Here is a 12541-nt window from a genome sequence, read left to right as displayed (position 1 = left end):
GGTTACGTTAAGGTAACGGGTACGGTGATCAGAGGAGAGAAACCAATGTCGGGTCGGCCTTCGGTTCTGCGGCGGCGACGGGTGCTGAGCGGGTTTCTCTCGGCCGCGGCATTGCTGGCCGCGGGGTGCGGTCAGCCGGAAGCTGAGGCGAAGCCTCCGGTGCACAGTGCGGAGGCACCGCTCGCGCTGGTTTACAACGGGCCGCAGGGATGTGCTGAATGCGGGCCCGCCGTCGCCGATCTGTTGCGTCAGGCACCGCAGCATTTCCGGGTCGAGTATGTGGGGCCGGGCACCGGGAAGCCGCTCACGGCGGCGGTGCTGGCGGAGGCGCAGCTGTACGTTCAGCCGGGCGGCGGGCAGGATCTCGACCGGACTTGGCAGGACTTGGCCGGGTCCGCCGACGTCGTGCGCGACTGGGTTCGCGGCGGCGGCAGCTATCTCGGGCTGTGCTTCGGCGGGTATCTCGCGGGCCGCGATCCTGGCTTCGGGCTGCTGCCGGGCGACACGCACGGGTACGCGGGTTCTCCGGGATCGACGGTTCCGGACGAGCGCGACACCGTCATCGAGGTCAGCTGGCGCGGGCAGCAGCGGCACATGTATTTCCAGGACGGGCCCACGTTCCGGCTGAACGAGGGAGCCGACGCGACAGTGCTGGCGACCTACCCCAACGGGGCGGCCGCGGTGGTCGTCGCGCCGTACGGCAAGGGGCGGGTGGGGGTCAGCGGGCCGCATCCGGAGGCCGACGCGTCCTGGTACGACGAGAAGGGTCTCACCAATCCCGACGGCGTCCGGATGGACCTGGCGTACGACCTGATTCGGGCGACCGTCTCGCGGTAGCGGAAAACCGCTGGCAGGCCCGCGCCGAAGAAGGCAGGGTTCGCGGTGTGCCGATTTTCCTGGTGACCGGTGTCCAAGCGGCGGGCAAGTCGACGGTGGCGCAGGCGCTCGCCGAACGGCTGCCGGAATCGGTGCACGTGCGCGGTGACGCGTTCCGGCGGATGGTGGTCAACGGCCGGGTCGAGATGGGCCCGGCCGACCCGCCCGCCGAGGCCGTCCGCCAGCTTCGGCTCCGGCACGCGCTCGCGGCGCAGGTCGCGGACGGGTACGCCGACGCCGGATTCGCCGTGGTGCTGCAAGACATCGTGCTCGGCGAGCACCTGACGGAGATGGTCGGCGCGCTGCGCACGCGACCGTGTTACGTCGTGGTTCTTGCGCCGAGCGCGAAGGTGGTGGCGCAGCGCGAGGCGGCGCGGGGGAAGGTCGCGTACCAGCCGGGCGACACCGGGATCGCGGGACTGGACGCGTACCTCCGCGAGCAGACCCCGCACATCGGGCTGTGGCTGGACACTTCGGAGCTGACTGCCGAGGAAACCGTCGACCGGATCCTTGCCCGCGCCGAAGCCGAAGCGGCGGTCTGACCGGCTTTAGTTCGGCGGCTGCTGCGGTCCTTCGCCCGGGTTGGGCTGCGGCGGCAGCGGCTGGGAGTAACCGGACTGCTGGCTGGGATCCGCCTGCGGATAGCCAGGCTGCGGCTGCCCTGGCTGCGGCTGAACGGGGTAGCCCGGCTGCGGATACCCGGCCTGGCCGTAGCCGGCCTGCGGGTACCCGGGCTGCCCGCCCATCGGGTATCCGCCCGGAGCGAAACCGGGCTGCGGTGCGCGGCCGCCCTTCGCCACCGCGAGCACGACCAGCAGCCACGACAGCACTTCGAGAACGCTGAGCGTGAGGCCCACGATCGTGAAGATCGTCGTCATCTCGGAGGTGCTCAGGTGGTCCGATGCCATCCAGGACGCGACGTTCGCCAGCATGATCCGCCAGGCGATGTCCAGCGCCGTGGTGACGAGCATGACCGCGAAGGCGGCCACCATCAGCCCGGAGCCGCCGCGCGAGCGCCGGTTGATCGAGAGGATCAGGCCGAACAGCCCCACGATCAGCAGCAACGCCTGCGGGAGGATCTGAAGGATCGTGTTGGTGAAGGTCGTCATGCCTGCTCTCCGCTCGAGGAACGTCGGGCAGATCCTAGGGGGCGGCCCCGTCCGGCGTGGCCGGTTCGCCGAAGATCCCGGTCTCGAAACGGCTTCGACTTCGGGGCGCGGCAGAGTTTCCGGCGAACCGCTCGTCGACCTCCCCGGGGGTCAGGCCGAAGTCGGCGAGGTCGTAGCGGTGCCTCGGTTTCGCGTCGCCGGTGCGGCTCCGCTCGTGCAGCGTGGTCATCGCCTCGCGCGCCCGCGGTGCGAGATCCAGGCCGAAGTGCTGGTAGACGCCTTCGACGGTGCCGATCGGGTCGGCGATGAAGTCCTCGTACCGGACGTCGCAGAACTGCGCCGGGTTGTGCCGTCCGCGGGCGGCGGCGAACCGTTCCGCGCCGCGAGCCCACAGGTCGAGCTGGCTGCGTCCGACGACCTCGCCGCGGAAGGTGTCCGACCAGCCTTCCGAAGCCTGTTCGGTCAGGCTGCACACCGACGCGATGATGGTGCTGGGCGCGCGGTGAGTCTGCACGACCAGCGCGTCCGGGTAGACCTCCAGCAGCGCGTCGAGGGCGAACAGGTGGCTCGGGTTCTTGAGCACCCAGCGGCGGCCGGCGTCGGGCAGGCCGATGAGCTGCAGGTTGCGCCGGTGCCTGCGGTAGGCGTCGGTCCAGTCCTGGCCGTCGAGCCAGCGCGAGTAGCCGGGCACGTGCGCGAGGCATTCGTACGAGACGGATTTCAGCGACTGCCGCAGCAGCTGCCAGCATTCCTCGACTTGGTCGGCCGACATGTGGTGCAGGCCCATGAACTCCGGATGGTCGACGTGGTGCTGCTCGTATCCGGCCTGGACCGCCTGGAACACCGGATTTTCCGGCCACGTTTCGCGCGGCGGGCGGGGCTGCGGCATTTCGGTCAGCCACACCTCGAGACCCTGGTGTGCCGGGTCTTCGGTCAGCAGCCGGTGCAGCGCCGTGGTCCCGGTGCGCGGCAGGCCGGTGACGAAGATGGGCCGCTCGATGGGCACGTCGGCATACTGCGGATTCTGCTTCCACGAAGCCTCGCTCAGCAGCCGCGCGACCAGCGCGCCGCGCAGGAAAGCGCGGTGGACTTTGTTGCCGTACGGGGTCAAATCGGCTTCGCCGGCATAGGAATCGAGCAGCACCCGGAGACCTTCGAGGTATTCGTCGCCGCCGAAATCGTCGAGGCCGGTGAGTTTCGTGGCGGACGCGTGGAGGTCTTCGACCGTGCCGACGCTGGCTCGTCCTGGACGCATGCTTTTCCCCTCAGTGGTGGTATTCGCCGGCGTTGACGTCGAGGCATTGCCCGGTGACGCAGCGGGCGAGCGCGGACGCGAGGAACACGACGGTGTCGGCGATCTCGTCCGGTTCCGGGAGGCGGCGCAGGTCGATCGTCTCCGCCGTCTCCGCGTACACCTGCTCCGCCGGTATGCCGCGTTCTTTGGCCAGGTAAGCGAAATACCACTTGAGCGAGTCCGCCCAGATGTAGCCCGGGGCGACGGAATTGACCCGGATCCCTCGCGGGCCGAGTTCCGAGGCGAGGCTTTGCGCGAGCGCGAGCAAACTCGCCTTCGCCATTTTGTAAGCGCCGAACGTGCGCCGGGAATGCCGCAGCACGGCCGAATTGATCATCACGACCGAACCGGCGCTGTCAGCGAGTGCGGAGGTGCAGAGGCGGGTCAGCCGGAGCGCGGCGAGCACGTTGGTTTCGAATCCGGCGCGCACCGCGTCGAGGTCGACCTCGGCGAGGTCGGTGATCGGCGGGATCGCGAAAGCGTTGTTGACCAAGGTGTCCAGCCGCCCGAACTCGCTCAGCGCGGTCTCGACGAGTTTGGTCGCCGAGGCGTCGTCGGTGATGTCGGTCGGCACCGGGACGGCGCGGCGGCCGAGTGCTGCCACTTCGGCGGCGACCTCGGCGAGCCGGGATTCGGTGCGGGCCGCGAGGACGACGTCGGCCCCGGCCGCGGCGGAGCGCAGGGCGACGGAACGGCCCAGCCCCGGGCCGATCCCGGACACGAGAACGACTTTGCCGGTGAGGAGATCCATGAGGTCAGCCCAGCATCCTGGCCGCCACGGCGGCCTGTCGCGCGGCGATCCGCTGTGCCCATTCCTCCGGCGTCACGCGGGCCTGCCGGTGATAGGGCAGCCGGTCGGCGAGTTCGCCGAACTTCACGACCTCGACCTCCGGACCGTCCTTTTCGGTCAGTTCCCGGGAAAGCCGCTGCCAGCGGATCTGGACGTAACCGCGGTCGTGGCCGGTGCGTTCGAGCCAGTTCGCGACGCCGGGGTCGCGTTCGCTGATCACGAACCGCATCTTGCCGTCCGGGTCGACCCGGGCCTGGTCGGCGGTGAGGCTGGTCTGGTGGTTCAGGTAGTCCAGCGAGACGTACCAGGTGCTGCCGAGCTGAATTCCCTGGTACGGCGCGTCCGAACGGGGCACGGTGACGATCATGACCTCGTCGTCGGCGAGTTCGTAGTGCCCCGCCGAGGAGTACTGGGTGGGCAGGCCGCCGGGCGTGCTGCGCGGTTCGGTCATCGTGTTCACCGGCAGGTTCAGGTAGAACCACTTCGGGAAGGCGAGGAACGTCCGGATCCGGCTGAGCAGGATCTTGCCGGTGACTCCGTACCGTTTCTCCATCGCGGTGCGCGTGAGCGCGGGCGGCGCCTGGCCGGCGGTGCCGGCGCAGCGGAGCTGGATCGTGCCGCGGCGTTCAGTCGCCCAGTCGCTGTAGACCTCCCGGACGACGAGCATCGAGGAACCCGGGCCGAGCACGAAATAGCCGGGTTCGGGATCGGGTTTCGCCGGGCCGAAGCGGATCTCGAAAGAACCGTCTTCGGCGATCGGGATGTCGCGGTCGTCGAACGCGGTCATGCTGTCGGGCACCTCGACCGGTGTGTAGTCCCCGTTGAGGATCTGGAAGCTCAGGTCGGCGGTGGTGCCGCGGGTGCCGGTGACGACGTACTCGCGGTCCTCGCGGATGTTCGCGTTGAAGTACAGGGTGTCCGGGTTGTCCAGGCCCATTTTCGTGTACGGGCCGGTGGAGAGGGTGAAGTACGGGAAGTCCCGGTCGTAGGCCCACGCCGTCTGGACCGACGCCCGGATGCTGCCCGCGAGGTAGTCGTAGCCCTCGACCAGGTCCTGTTCGGTCCGGACGTGCGGCGCCTCGGCGATGATCTTTTCGGCTTCGGCGATCGCGCCGGCGAGCGGTTCGGTCAGCACCGGAGACTCCTCACAGTGGTCCAGATCTGTACCGGGGTGGTACGTTCACAGTCCGTTGAGACTAGAACGCGTTCTAAGGATGGGTCAATGGCGGTTACCCGGCGCTCGCCGCCGACGCAGCGGGTCGTGCGGCTGCTGGACTATTTCGCGGCCCGGCCGGGCCAGCGCTTCGGACTGTCCGCGCTGGCTCGCGAACTGGACCTGAGCAAGCCGACCTGCCTCGGCATCCTGACCGAGCTGACCGCGGGCGGCTATGTGGTCCGCGACCCGAGGACCACGACGTATCGCCTGGGACCGGCGATGATCGCGGCCGGACGCGCGGCCGCGGAGGGTTTCGGCGCCAGCGAAATCGCCCGGACCCATCTCGAAGAACTCAGTGCCCGGTACCAGGCGACGTGCACCGCGTCGGCAGTGGTCGACGGGCGCATCCTGATGCTGCAGAGCGCCGGACCGGGCAAGGTGCGGCTCGGCGAGACCTATCCGTTCGCGCCGCCGGTCGGGCTGATGTACGTGCTGTGGGACGCCGATTCCGCCTTCGACGCCTGGCTCGCGACGCCGCCCGCGGTGCCGGTCCGGCTGGACGAGACGTACCTGCGCCGCGTGGTCGCGGAGTGCCGGGAACACGGCTACCTGGTGGAAAGCCTCACGTCAGCGGGCCGCAGGCTCTACACGCTGATGGCGGGCGTGGCGGCGGGAGACCTGCCGCCCGAAGTGCGCGGGCTGGTCGGCGAGCTGGTGTCGAGCCTGGGGGAGCGGGTGTACCTCGGCGCGGACCTGGAACCGCGGAAGAAACACGCGGTGAGCCTGCTCGCCGCCCCGACTTTCGACGCGTCGGGGCGGCAGGAACTGGTGCTGACGTTGTCGGTCGGGGAGCCGATCACGGGGGCGGAAATCGCCCGCCGCGGCGCGGCGCTGGCCGCGGTCGCGGATGCGGTGACGGCGGAGGCGGGCGGGGCCCGGCCCGGTCAGGCTGGCTGACCCCACATGTTCGCCGTCAGCTTCCACCCCGGCTGGTCCTTCATCGAGACCAGCGTTTCGTACAGCCGCTCGTACCCCGTGCTGCTGATCCGCCAGACGCCGTCCTCGCGCCGGTAGGTGTCCTCGTAGTACGCGGCTCCTTCGATCACCACCCGGTGCTCGGCGACGATCACCTTGTCCTGGAACATCCACCGGCCGGTCGCGGTGTCCCCGTCGATCTCGATTTCCGGGTGGCCGGCGAAGTGCATCGTCGTGATGCCCGGGCCGACGGTGGTGCGCAGGAACTCCATGAGCGCGTCGCGGTCGTCGAAGTTCAGCGGTTCGCCGTAGGAGGGCGTGCCGTAGTGCACGCGGGCGTCGGCGGTGAGCGTCTCCGCCATCTCGTCCCAGCGCTTCAAATCGAGGCACCGGAGGTAGCGGAATTTCACGCGGCGGATTTCTTCGAGCGCGGCCAGGTCCATGCGCTCAGCGTCCTCCGCTGCTTGACCGAGCGCAAGAACCTGTTCTACTTTTCTGTCCTCGAACCTCGGAAGGGCGGATCCGATGGCGACCCAGGCACCCCCGGCCTACGAGCTGAGCCACCTCGGTGCGCTCGAAGCCGAAGCCGTGCACGTCTTCCGCGAGGTCGCGGCGACCTTCGAACGGCCGGTGCTGCTGTTCTCCGGCGGCAAAGACTCGATGGTGATGCTGCACGTCGCGGCGAAAGCGTTCTGGCCCGCGCCGCTGCCCTTCCCGGTCATGCATGTCGACACCGGGCACAATTTCGACGAGGTGATCCGGTTCCGGGACGAAACCGTCGAGCGCTGCGGATTGCGGCTGCTGGTCGCGCGCGTCCAGGACGACATCGACGCGGGCCGCAGCGTCGAGGATCCCAAGGCAGGCCGGAACCGGCTCCAGACGGCGACTTTGCTGCGCGGCATCCGCGAGAACGGCTTCGACGCGGTGTTCGGCGGTGCCCGGCGGGACGAGGAGAAAGCCCGGGCCAAGGAACGCGTGTTCAGCTTCCGCGACGAGTTCGGGCAATGGGATCCCCGGCGGCAGCGCCCGGAACTGTGGAATCTGTACAACGGCAGGCATCGGAAGGGCGAGCACATCCGCGTGTTCCCGCTCTCGAACTGGACCGAGCTGGACATCTGGCAGTACGTCGAAGCGGAGGACGTTGCCCTGCCGTCGCTGTATTACGCGCACCGCCGGGCGGTGGTCCAACGCGACGGGATGCTGCTCGCCGACACCCGGTTCCTCGCCGTGGCCGAGGGTGAAGTTCCTTGTCCGGCAACGGTTCGCTTCCGCACGATCGGCGACGCGACCTGCACCGGCTGCGTCGAGTCGACCGCTTCCTCGCCCGCGGAAGTGGTGGCCGAGGTCGCCGCGACGCGAGTGACCGAACGCGGCGCGACCCGGGCCGACGACCGGATTTCCGAGGCCGGGATGGAAGACCGCAAGAAGGAAGGGTACTTCTGATGAGCCGGGTCACGACGGTACGGCTCGCCACCGCGGGCAGTGTGGACGACGGCAAATCGACCCTGATCGGCCGGTTGCTGTTCGATTCGAAGACGGTGTTCACCGACCAGCTCGAAGCGGTCGAGCGCACGAGCCGGGACCGCGGCGACGCGTATCCGGACCTCGCGCTGCTCACCGACGGCCTGCGAGCGGAACGCGAACAGGGCATCACGATCGACGTCGCGCACCGGTATTTCGCCACGCCCAAACGGAAGTTCATCATCGCCGACACGCCGGGACACGTGCAGTACACCCGGAACATGGTCACTGGAGCGTCCACTTCGGACGTCGCGCTGATCCTGGTCGACGCGCGCAAGGGCGTGCTCGAGCAGTCGCGCCGGCACGCGTTTCTCGCCAGTCTGCTGGGCATCCGCCACCTGGTGGTGTGCGTGAACAAAATGGACCTCGTCGGCTGGTCGCAGGAGCGGTTCGAGGAAATCCGCGAGGACTTCCGCGGGTTCGCGATGAAATTGCAGACCCCGGACCTGACCTTCGTCCCGATGTCCGCGTTGCACGGCGACAACGTGGTGCACCGGGGTGCGAGCATGCCGTGGTACGAAGGCACTTCGCTGCTGCACCACCTGGAACAGGTGCACGTCGCGTCCGACCGGAACCTGGTCGACGCGCGTTTTCCGGTGCAGTACGTGATTCGCGAGCACAGCCGGGATTTCCGCGGCTATGCCGGTACCGTGGCCGGCGGCGTCTTCAAGCCCGGCGACGAGGTGACCGTGCTGCCGTCCGGGTTCACCACGACCGTACGCGCGATCTGGGGACCCGGCGGGACCGCGGTGGCCGAGGCGTTCGCGTCGCTGGCGGTCACCATCGAACTCGCCGACGAACTGGACCTCAGCCGCGGCGATCTGATCTGCCGTCCGGGCAACCGGCCGCACGTGGGCCAGGACGTCGACGCCATGGTGTGCTGGTTCTCCGAACAGTCCTCGCTCGCTCCGGGCGCGAATTACCTCGTCCGGCACACCACGCGCGAGACCAAGGCCGAGGTCGCCTCGCTCGACTACCGGCTGGACGTCACCACGCTGCACCGCGACGAAGCAGCGGAGTCGTTGTCGCTCAACGAAATCGGCCGGATCCGGCTGCGGACGCGGCAGCCGCTGCTGTTCGACCCCTACGCCCGCAACCGGCCGACCGGCGGGTTCCTCCTGGTCGACGAACACTCCGGCGACACCGTCGGCGCGGGCGTGATCACCGGCCCGGGCACGACCGCGCCGAACGTGGTCTGGCATCCGGCGGCGGTGTCGCGGGACGAACGCGCGACCCGCGGCCGGACGGTCTGGCTCACCGGGCTGTCCGCCTCGGGCAAGTCGAGCGTGGCCGCGGAACTGGAGCGCAGGCTGGTCGCCTCGGGCCGCCCCGCGTACCTGCTCGACGGCGACAACCTCCGGCACGGGCTCAACGGCGACCTCGGGTTCGCCCCGGCGCAGCGGGCCGAGAACATCCGCCGCGTCGCGGAGGTCGCGAAGCTGTTCGCCGACGCCGGGGTCGTGGCGGTGGTGTCGTTGATCAGCCCGTACCAGGCTGATCGCGAACTCGCGCGGACCGTGCACGAAACCGCGGGGCTGGAGTTTTTGGAGGTCTTCGTCGACACCCCGCTCGAAGTGTGCGAGGACCGGGATCCGAAGGGCATGTACGCCAAGGCGCGTTCGGGCGAGATCACCGGATTCACCGGAGTGGACGCGCCGTACGAACGGCCCGCGGCCCCGGACCTGGTGCTGCGCCCGGAAAACGGCGACCCGGCCGCGATGGCCGCGCTGGTTCTCGCCGCCCTGGAGCAACGCCCGGACCTGGTGCCGCCGACTGTCGGCGCTCCTGTTCGCACGAGCAAATAGCTCCGTGTCGTTTCGGCGGATCCGGGCTTACGTTCAGGAGATGGCGAACGAATTGACCATTCCGCTCCTGCCCTGTCCCTCCATCGACGAGATCGCGCCGTTCTACGAGATGCTCGGCTTCGAGATCACCTCCCGGCAGGCACGGCCGTACTCGCACGTCGCGGTGCGGCGGGAAGACCTCAATCTGCACTTCTTCGGCATGGACGGTTACGACCCGAAGCAGTCGTACAGCACCTGCCTGGTCATCGTGGAGGACACCAGCGAACTGTTCGAGGCCTTCGCGGCGGGGATGCGGTCCGTGCACGGCAAGCTGCTCGTCTCCGGCATCCCCCGGATGACCCGGCCGCGGCTGCGCAACGACCGCTATACCGGGTTCACCGTCGTCGATCCGGGTGGCAACTGGATCCGGATCAACCAGGCCGCGAAGGAGCCCGAGGCGCGGACGAAGCTCGCGAAAGCGATGGAAAACGCTGCGAGGCAAGCGGATTCGCACGGCGACGAACGCCAAGCGCTGAAGATCCTGGAGGGCGCGCTGAAGAGGGCGACCGGCGACGAACCGGAGTTCCAGGCGGCGCGGGAGTTTCGCGACGAACTGATCGAACGGGTCGCGGGCGCTGAAGGGGCCGCCTCGGGCTCGTAGGCGTCCGGAGCGACCGCCGCCCGGCGTCAGCAGCGCCGGGCGGCGGGAACATCAAGGCGTGGCGTGATCCGCGCTATGCGGCGGAGACGTCGTCGATGATCCGGCGGGCGAGTGCGGCCGAGGAACCGGGGTTCTGTCCGGTGTAAAGACTGCGGTCGACGATCACGTGGGATTTCAGCGGCAGCCCGGAAGTGTAGTCCGCGCCCGCCTCTTTGAGCCGGTCTTCGAGCAGCCACTTGGCTTTCCACGCGAACGGGTTGAACCGTTCCTCGACGTTGGAAAGCCCGGTCATCCGGTAGCCGGCGAAGGGCCAGCTGCCGTCCGGGTTCTTCGCCGCCAGGGCGGCGGCCGGCGCGTGGCACAGCAGGGCGAGCGGCCGGGCCGAGGCCAGCCGTGTGGTCAGCAGCGCGCCGGAAACCGGGTCGACGGCGAGGTCTTCCATCGGGCCGTGGCCGCCGGAGTAGAAGACGACGTCGAAGTCGTCCGGGTCCGCTTCGGACAGATCGGCGGGCTCGGCCAGCACGGGGGCCAGGCGCTCGAGTCCGGCTTTGAGTTTCTTGGCGGTGTGCGGGAGAACTCCGCCTTTCACGCCGAGACTGAGCTGGTCGACCACGGGCCGCTTGCCGCCGGGAGTGGCGACGGTGACGTCCCAGCCCGCGTCGGTGAACAGCGTGTAGGGGACGACGAATTCCTCGGCCCAGAATCCGGTCGGGTGCTCGGTGCCGTCTTTCAGCGTCCAGACCCGGGCGGCGGAGAGCACCTGCAGAACCTTGGTCATCGCGAAACTCCTTGCGGGGGAACCGAGTACGGGACCGGCAGGTGCAGGGCGAGCTGGCCTTCGGCGAGCACGTCGAAGCGGACCGGGCGGGTCGGCTTGAGCGAGCGCAGGCCGTCGCTCATCCGACCGCGCCCGAGCCGCAGATCGACGGTGCGCGGGAAGGACGCGCTTCCGCCCGACAGCGCGTTGGTCTGGCTGAGCGTCGAGTGCCAGGCGCCGTCGATGGTGGTGTAGGAGGTGAGGGTCGAAACACGTTCGCCGCTCGGGTACCTCGTCTGGGCGGGGGTGGCTGCGGACAGCGCCAGGTCGAGTTCGCCGGAGTCGTTGGCGACCCGGGCGGTGGTGCGGCGCGCGTCGATTTCGACGTCGAGTTCGGTGACCCACTTGGGGAAACCGTAGCCGTCGTGGCCGCGGACCTGGGCGATGTCCGTGTTGACCGGCAGCGACAGGACGTAGGTGTCGAGGTGGTCGTTCTTGAGCGCGGCGAGCAGGTCCACGAACCCGAGCTTCCCGTGCCGCGCGGGCTGGACCGCGATGCCGACGGCGGCCTCGGTGTAGAAGTCGATGTCGCACACGTCGTAGCGGAAGAACATCACCGACACCAGGCCGAGGCCGGGCGCGACCTCCAGCGGCGCCAGCTCCCGCGGCAGCCGGGCGCGGATCGCGCGGGACCGGGCGAGCATCGTAAGGCGGGCCGAGGACATCCGGTAGTAGAAGTTCGGCGTGAGTGTGGGACCGATCGGCGACTCGACCTTCGTCTTGGGCAGGCCGCGGAAGAACTCGACGCCGCTGACGCGCGGGTCGCGGGCGATCTCGTCCAGGTCGGTGTCCATCCGGTAGCGGTCGTACAGGCCGCCTTCGGGGACGGTGACGAGGCGACCGCCCAGATCGACGTCCACAGTTCCGGTCGGTGCCATCGCGGTCGCTCCCGTCAGGGTATGTGTGCAGTGCTTACATCACGGTAGGCCCTCGATGTGAGCACTGTCAACACCGCGGGTCGTCACTCACCCGGCCGGGCGGCGAAGACCGCGGCGAAGGACGCGCGGACCTGCTTGGCGACGTCGCCGGGGGAGTCGCTGGCTAGCTTCCCGTCGAGGTGCAGGCTGGCCAGCCCGTGCACCAGTCCCCAGCCCGCGATGGCGATGTTGGCCAGGTCGGCCTTGGGGAACACGTTGGCGACGGCGCGGGCGAGCGTCTCGTGCACCGAGGCGGCGGCGCTGACCCGGTCCTCGTTCGTGTCGTCGCAGGCATTGCCGAACATGAGCCGGAACAGTGCCGGGCGGCGCAGGGCGAAGTCGACGTACGCGACGCCCAGTTCGGCCAGTTCGGCGACTGTGGCCGGCATCGCGTCGCCCTGGACCAGGTCGTCGTTGAGATCCCGGAGGCCTTGGGCGGCGAGCGCTGACTCGAGGGCTTCACGGTCGGCGAAGTGCCGGTACGGGGCGGTCGGGGAGACGCCCGCTTTCCGTGCGACGGCTCGCAGGGAGAACTGCTCGCCCTGTTCGAGCATCTCCATCGCGGTCGTCAGCAGGGCTGCCCGCAAGTCGCCGTGATGGTAGCCGTCCTTCGTGGAAGTTGACACTGCTTACATCGCCTC

At 69.1% G+C, this 12541-nt stretch carries 14 protein-coding genes; 6 read left to right on the top strand and 8 right to left on the bottom strand.

Translation table 11 applies throughout. The features are described from left to right. Positions 1-45: 45 nt before the first annotated feature. Both L3Q65_RS15625 and L3Q65_RS15620 read left to right on the top strand, forming a co-directional pair. Complete coding sequence (locus L3Q65_RS15625; protein WP_237600088.1) at positions 46-837, top strand: BPL-N domain-containing protein; 792 nt, start codon at positions 46-48, stop codon at positions 835-837. Between the two features lie 47 nt (positions 838-884). After that, on the top strand, positions 885-1418 hold the full coding sequence (locus L3Q65_RS15620) for an AAA family ATPase (protein ID WP_237600087.1): 534 nt from the start codon (positions 885-887) through the stop codon (positions 1416-1418). Between the two features lie 6 nt (positions 1419-1424). Here the strand turns inward: L3Q65_RS15620 and L3Q65_RS47490 are convergent, their stop codons facing one another. The 4 genes from L3Q65_RS47490 to L3Q65_RS15600 are packed head-to-tail and all read right to left on the bottom strand — an operon-like array spanning position 1425 to position 5204. Beyond that, positions 1425-1985, bottom strand: a complete 561-nt coding sequence (locus L3Q65_RS47490) for a hypothetical protein (protein ID WP_304504562.1) — start codon at positions 1983-1985, stop codon at positions 1425-1427. A gap of 34 nt (positions 1986-2019) precedes the next feature. Then, positions 2020-3240, bottom strand: a complete 1221-nt coding sequence (locus L3Q65_RS15610; protein WP_237600086.1) for a sulfotransferase — start codon at positions 3238-3240, stop codon at positions 2020-2022. A gap of 10 nt (positions 3241-3250) precedes the next feature. Then, a complete protein-coding gene (locus L3Q65_RS15605) occupies positions 3251-4030 on the bottom strand; it encodes an SDR family oxidoreductase (RefSeq protein WP_182888938.1) in 780 nt (259 codons plus the stop codon). Between the two features lie 4 nt (positions 4031-4034). After that, positions 4035-5204, bottom strand: a complete 1170-nt coding sequence (locus L3Q65_RS15600) for a hypothetical protein (RefSeq protein WP_237600085.1) — start codon at positions 5202-5204, stop codon at positions 4035-4037. Positions 5205-5291: 87 nt separating this feature from the next. On the opposite strand from L3Q65_RS15600, the gene L3Q65_RS15595 reads away from it, so the two are divergent. Next, positions 5292-6182 (top strand): helix-turn-helix domain-containing protein, encoded by an 891-nt coding sequence (locus tag L3Q65_RS15595; protein ID WP_237600084.1) that lies wholly within the window; start codon positions 5292-5294, stop codon positions 6180-6182. Here L3Q65_RS15595 and L3Q65_RS15590 read toward each other — a convergent pair. Further along, complete coding sequence (locus L3Q65_RS15590; RefSeq protein ID WP_237600083.1) at positions 6170-6643, bottom strand: nuclear transport factor 2 family protein; 474 nt, start codon at positions 6641-6643, stop codon at positions 6170-6172. The two genes, L3Q65_RS15595 and L3Q65_RS15590, sit on opposite strands and share 13 nt — an antisense overlap. Positions 6644-6725: 82 nt before the next feature. Here L3Q65_RS15590 and cysD point away from each other — a divergent pair, with 82 nt between their 5' ends. From cysD to L3Q65_RS15575, 3 genes are read left to right on the top strand one after another with little or no spacing between them, the layout of a single operon-like run. Next, a complete protein-coding gene (gene cysD, locus L3Q65_RS15585; RefSeq protein ID WP_182888942.1) occupies positions 6726-7643 on the top strand; it encodes a sulfate adenylyltransferase subunit CysD in 918 nt (305 codons plus the stop codon). Next, positions 7643-9526, top strand: a complete 1884-nt coding sequence (gene cysC / locus L3Q65_RS15580) for an adenylyl-sulfate kinase (protein WP_237600082.1) — start codon at positions 7643-7645, stop codon at positions 9524-9526. The genes cysD and cysC overlap by 1 nt, the downstream gene beginning before the upstream one ends. A gap of 40 nt (positions 9527-9566) precedes the next feature. Continuing rightward, positions 9567-10166, top strand: a complete 600-nt coding sequence (locus tag L3Q65_RS15575; protein WP_237600081.1) for a hypothetical protein — start codon at positions 9567-9569, stop codon at positions 10164-10166. A gap of 73 nt (positions 10167-10239) precedes the next feature. Here the strand turns inward: L3Q65_RS15575 and L3Q65_RS15570 are convergent, their stop codons facing one another. From L3Q65_RS15570 to L3Q65_RS15560, 3 genes are all read right to left on the bottom strand, one after another. Next, complete coding sequence (locus L3Q65_RS15570) at positions 10240-10944, bottom strand: type 1 glutamine amidotransferase domain-containing protein (protein WP_237600080.1); 705 nt, start codon at positions 10942-10944, stop codon at positions 10240-10242. Beyond that, positions 10941-11861, bottom strand: a complete 921-nt coding sequence (locus L3Q65_RS15565) for an acetoacetate decarboxylase family protein (RefSeq protein ID WP_237600079.1) — start codon at positions 11859-11861, stop codon at positions 10941-10943. Before L3Q65_RS15565 ends, L3Q65_RS15570 begins: the two co-directional genes overlap by 4 nt. Positions 11862-11944: 83 nt before the next feature. Then, positions 11945-12526 carry a TetR/AcrR family transcriptional regulator gene (locus L3Q65_RS15560; RefSeq protein WP_237600078.1) on the bottom strand — a complete coding sequence of 194 codons (582 nt, stop codon included), beginning with the start codon at positions 12524-12526 and terminating at the stop codon, positions 11945-11947. Positions 12527-12541: the final 15 nt, after the last annotated feature.

The organism is Amycolatopsis sp. FU40 (assembly GCF_021903635.1).
GTDB classification, from domain to species: domain Bacteria; phylum Actinomycetota; class Actinomycetes; order Mycobacteriales; family Pseudonocardiaceae; genus Amycolatopsis; species Amycolatopsis dendrobii.
The sequence above is the reverse complement of the archived record's forward strand: the minus strand, read 5'-3'. Positions and strand labels throughout refer to the sequence as shown.

What these genes read in the sequence shown, in the direction of transcription:
- L3Q65_RS15625 (WP_237600088.1), top strand. Translation starts at nt 46, where the DNA reads ATGTCGGGTCGGCCTTCGGTTCTGCGGCGGCGACGGGTGCTGAGCGGG.
- L3Q65_RS47490 (WP_304504562.1), bottom strand. Translation starts at nt 1,985, where the DNA reads ATGACGACCTTCACCAACACGATCCTTCAGATCCTCCCGCAGGCGTTG.
- L3Q65_RS15610 (WP_237600086.1), bottom strand. Translation starts at nt 3,240, where the DNA reads ATGCGTCCAGGACGAGCCAGCGTCGGCACGGTCGAAGACCTCCACGCG.
- L3Q65_RS15605 (WP_182888938.1), bottom strand. Translation starts at nt 4,030, where the DNA reads ATGGATCTCCTCACCGGCAAAGTCGTTCTCGTGTCCGGGATCGGCCCG.
- L3Q65_RS15595 (WP_237600084.1), top strand. Translation starts at nt 5,292, where the DNA reads ATGGCGGTTACCCGGCGCTCGCCGCCGACGCAGCGGGTCGTGCGGCTG.
- L3Q65_RS15590 (WP_237600083.1), bottom strand. Translation starts at nt 6,643, where the DNA reads ATGGACCTGGCCGCGCTCGAAGAAATCCGCCGCGTGAAATTCCGCTAC.
- cysD (WP_182888942.1), top strand. Translation starts at nt 6,726, where the DNA reads ATGGCGACCCAGGCACCCCCGGCCTACGAGCTGAGCCACCTCGGTGCG.
- cysC (WP_237600082.1), top strand. Translation starts at nt 7,643, where the DNA reads ATGAGCCGGGTCACGACGGTACGGCTCGCCACCGCGGGCAGTGTGGAC.
- L3Q65_RS15575 (WP_237600081.1), top strand. Translation starts at nt 9,567, where the DNA reads ATGGCGAACGAATTGACCATTCCGCTCCTGCCCTGTCCCTCCATCGAC.
- L3Q65_RS15570 (WP_237600080.1), bottom strand. Translation starts at nt 10,944, where the DNA reads ATGACCAAGGTTCTGCAGGTGCTCTCCGCCGCCCGGGTCTGGACGCTG.
- L3Q65_RS15565 (WP_237600079.1), bottom strand. Translation starts at nt 11,861, where the DNA reads ATGGCACCGACCGGAACTGTGGACGTCGATCTGGGCGGTCGCCTCGTC.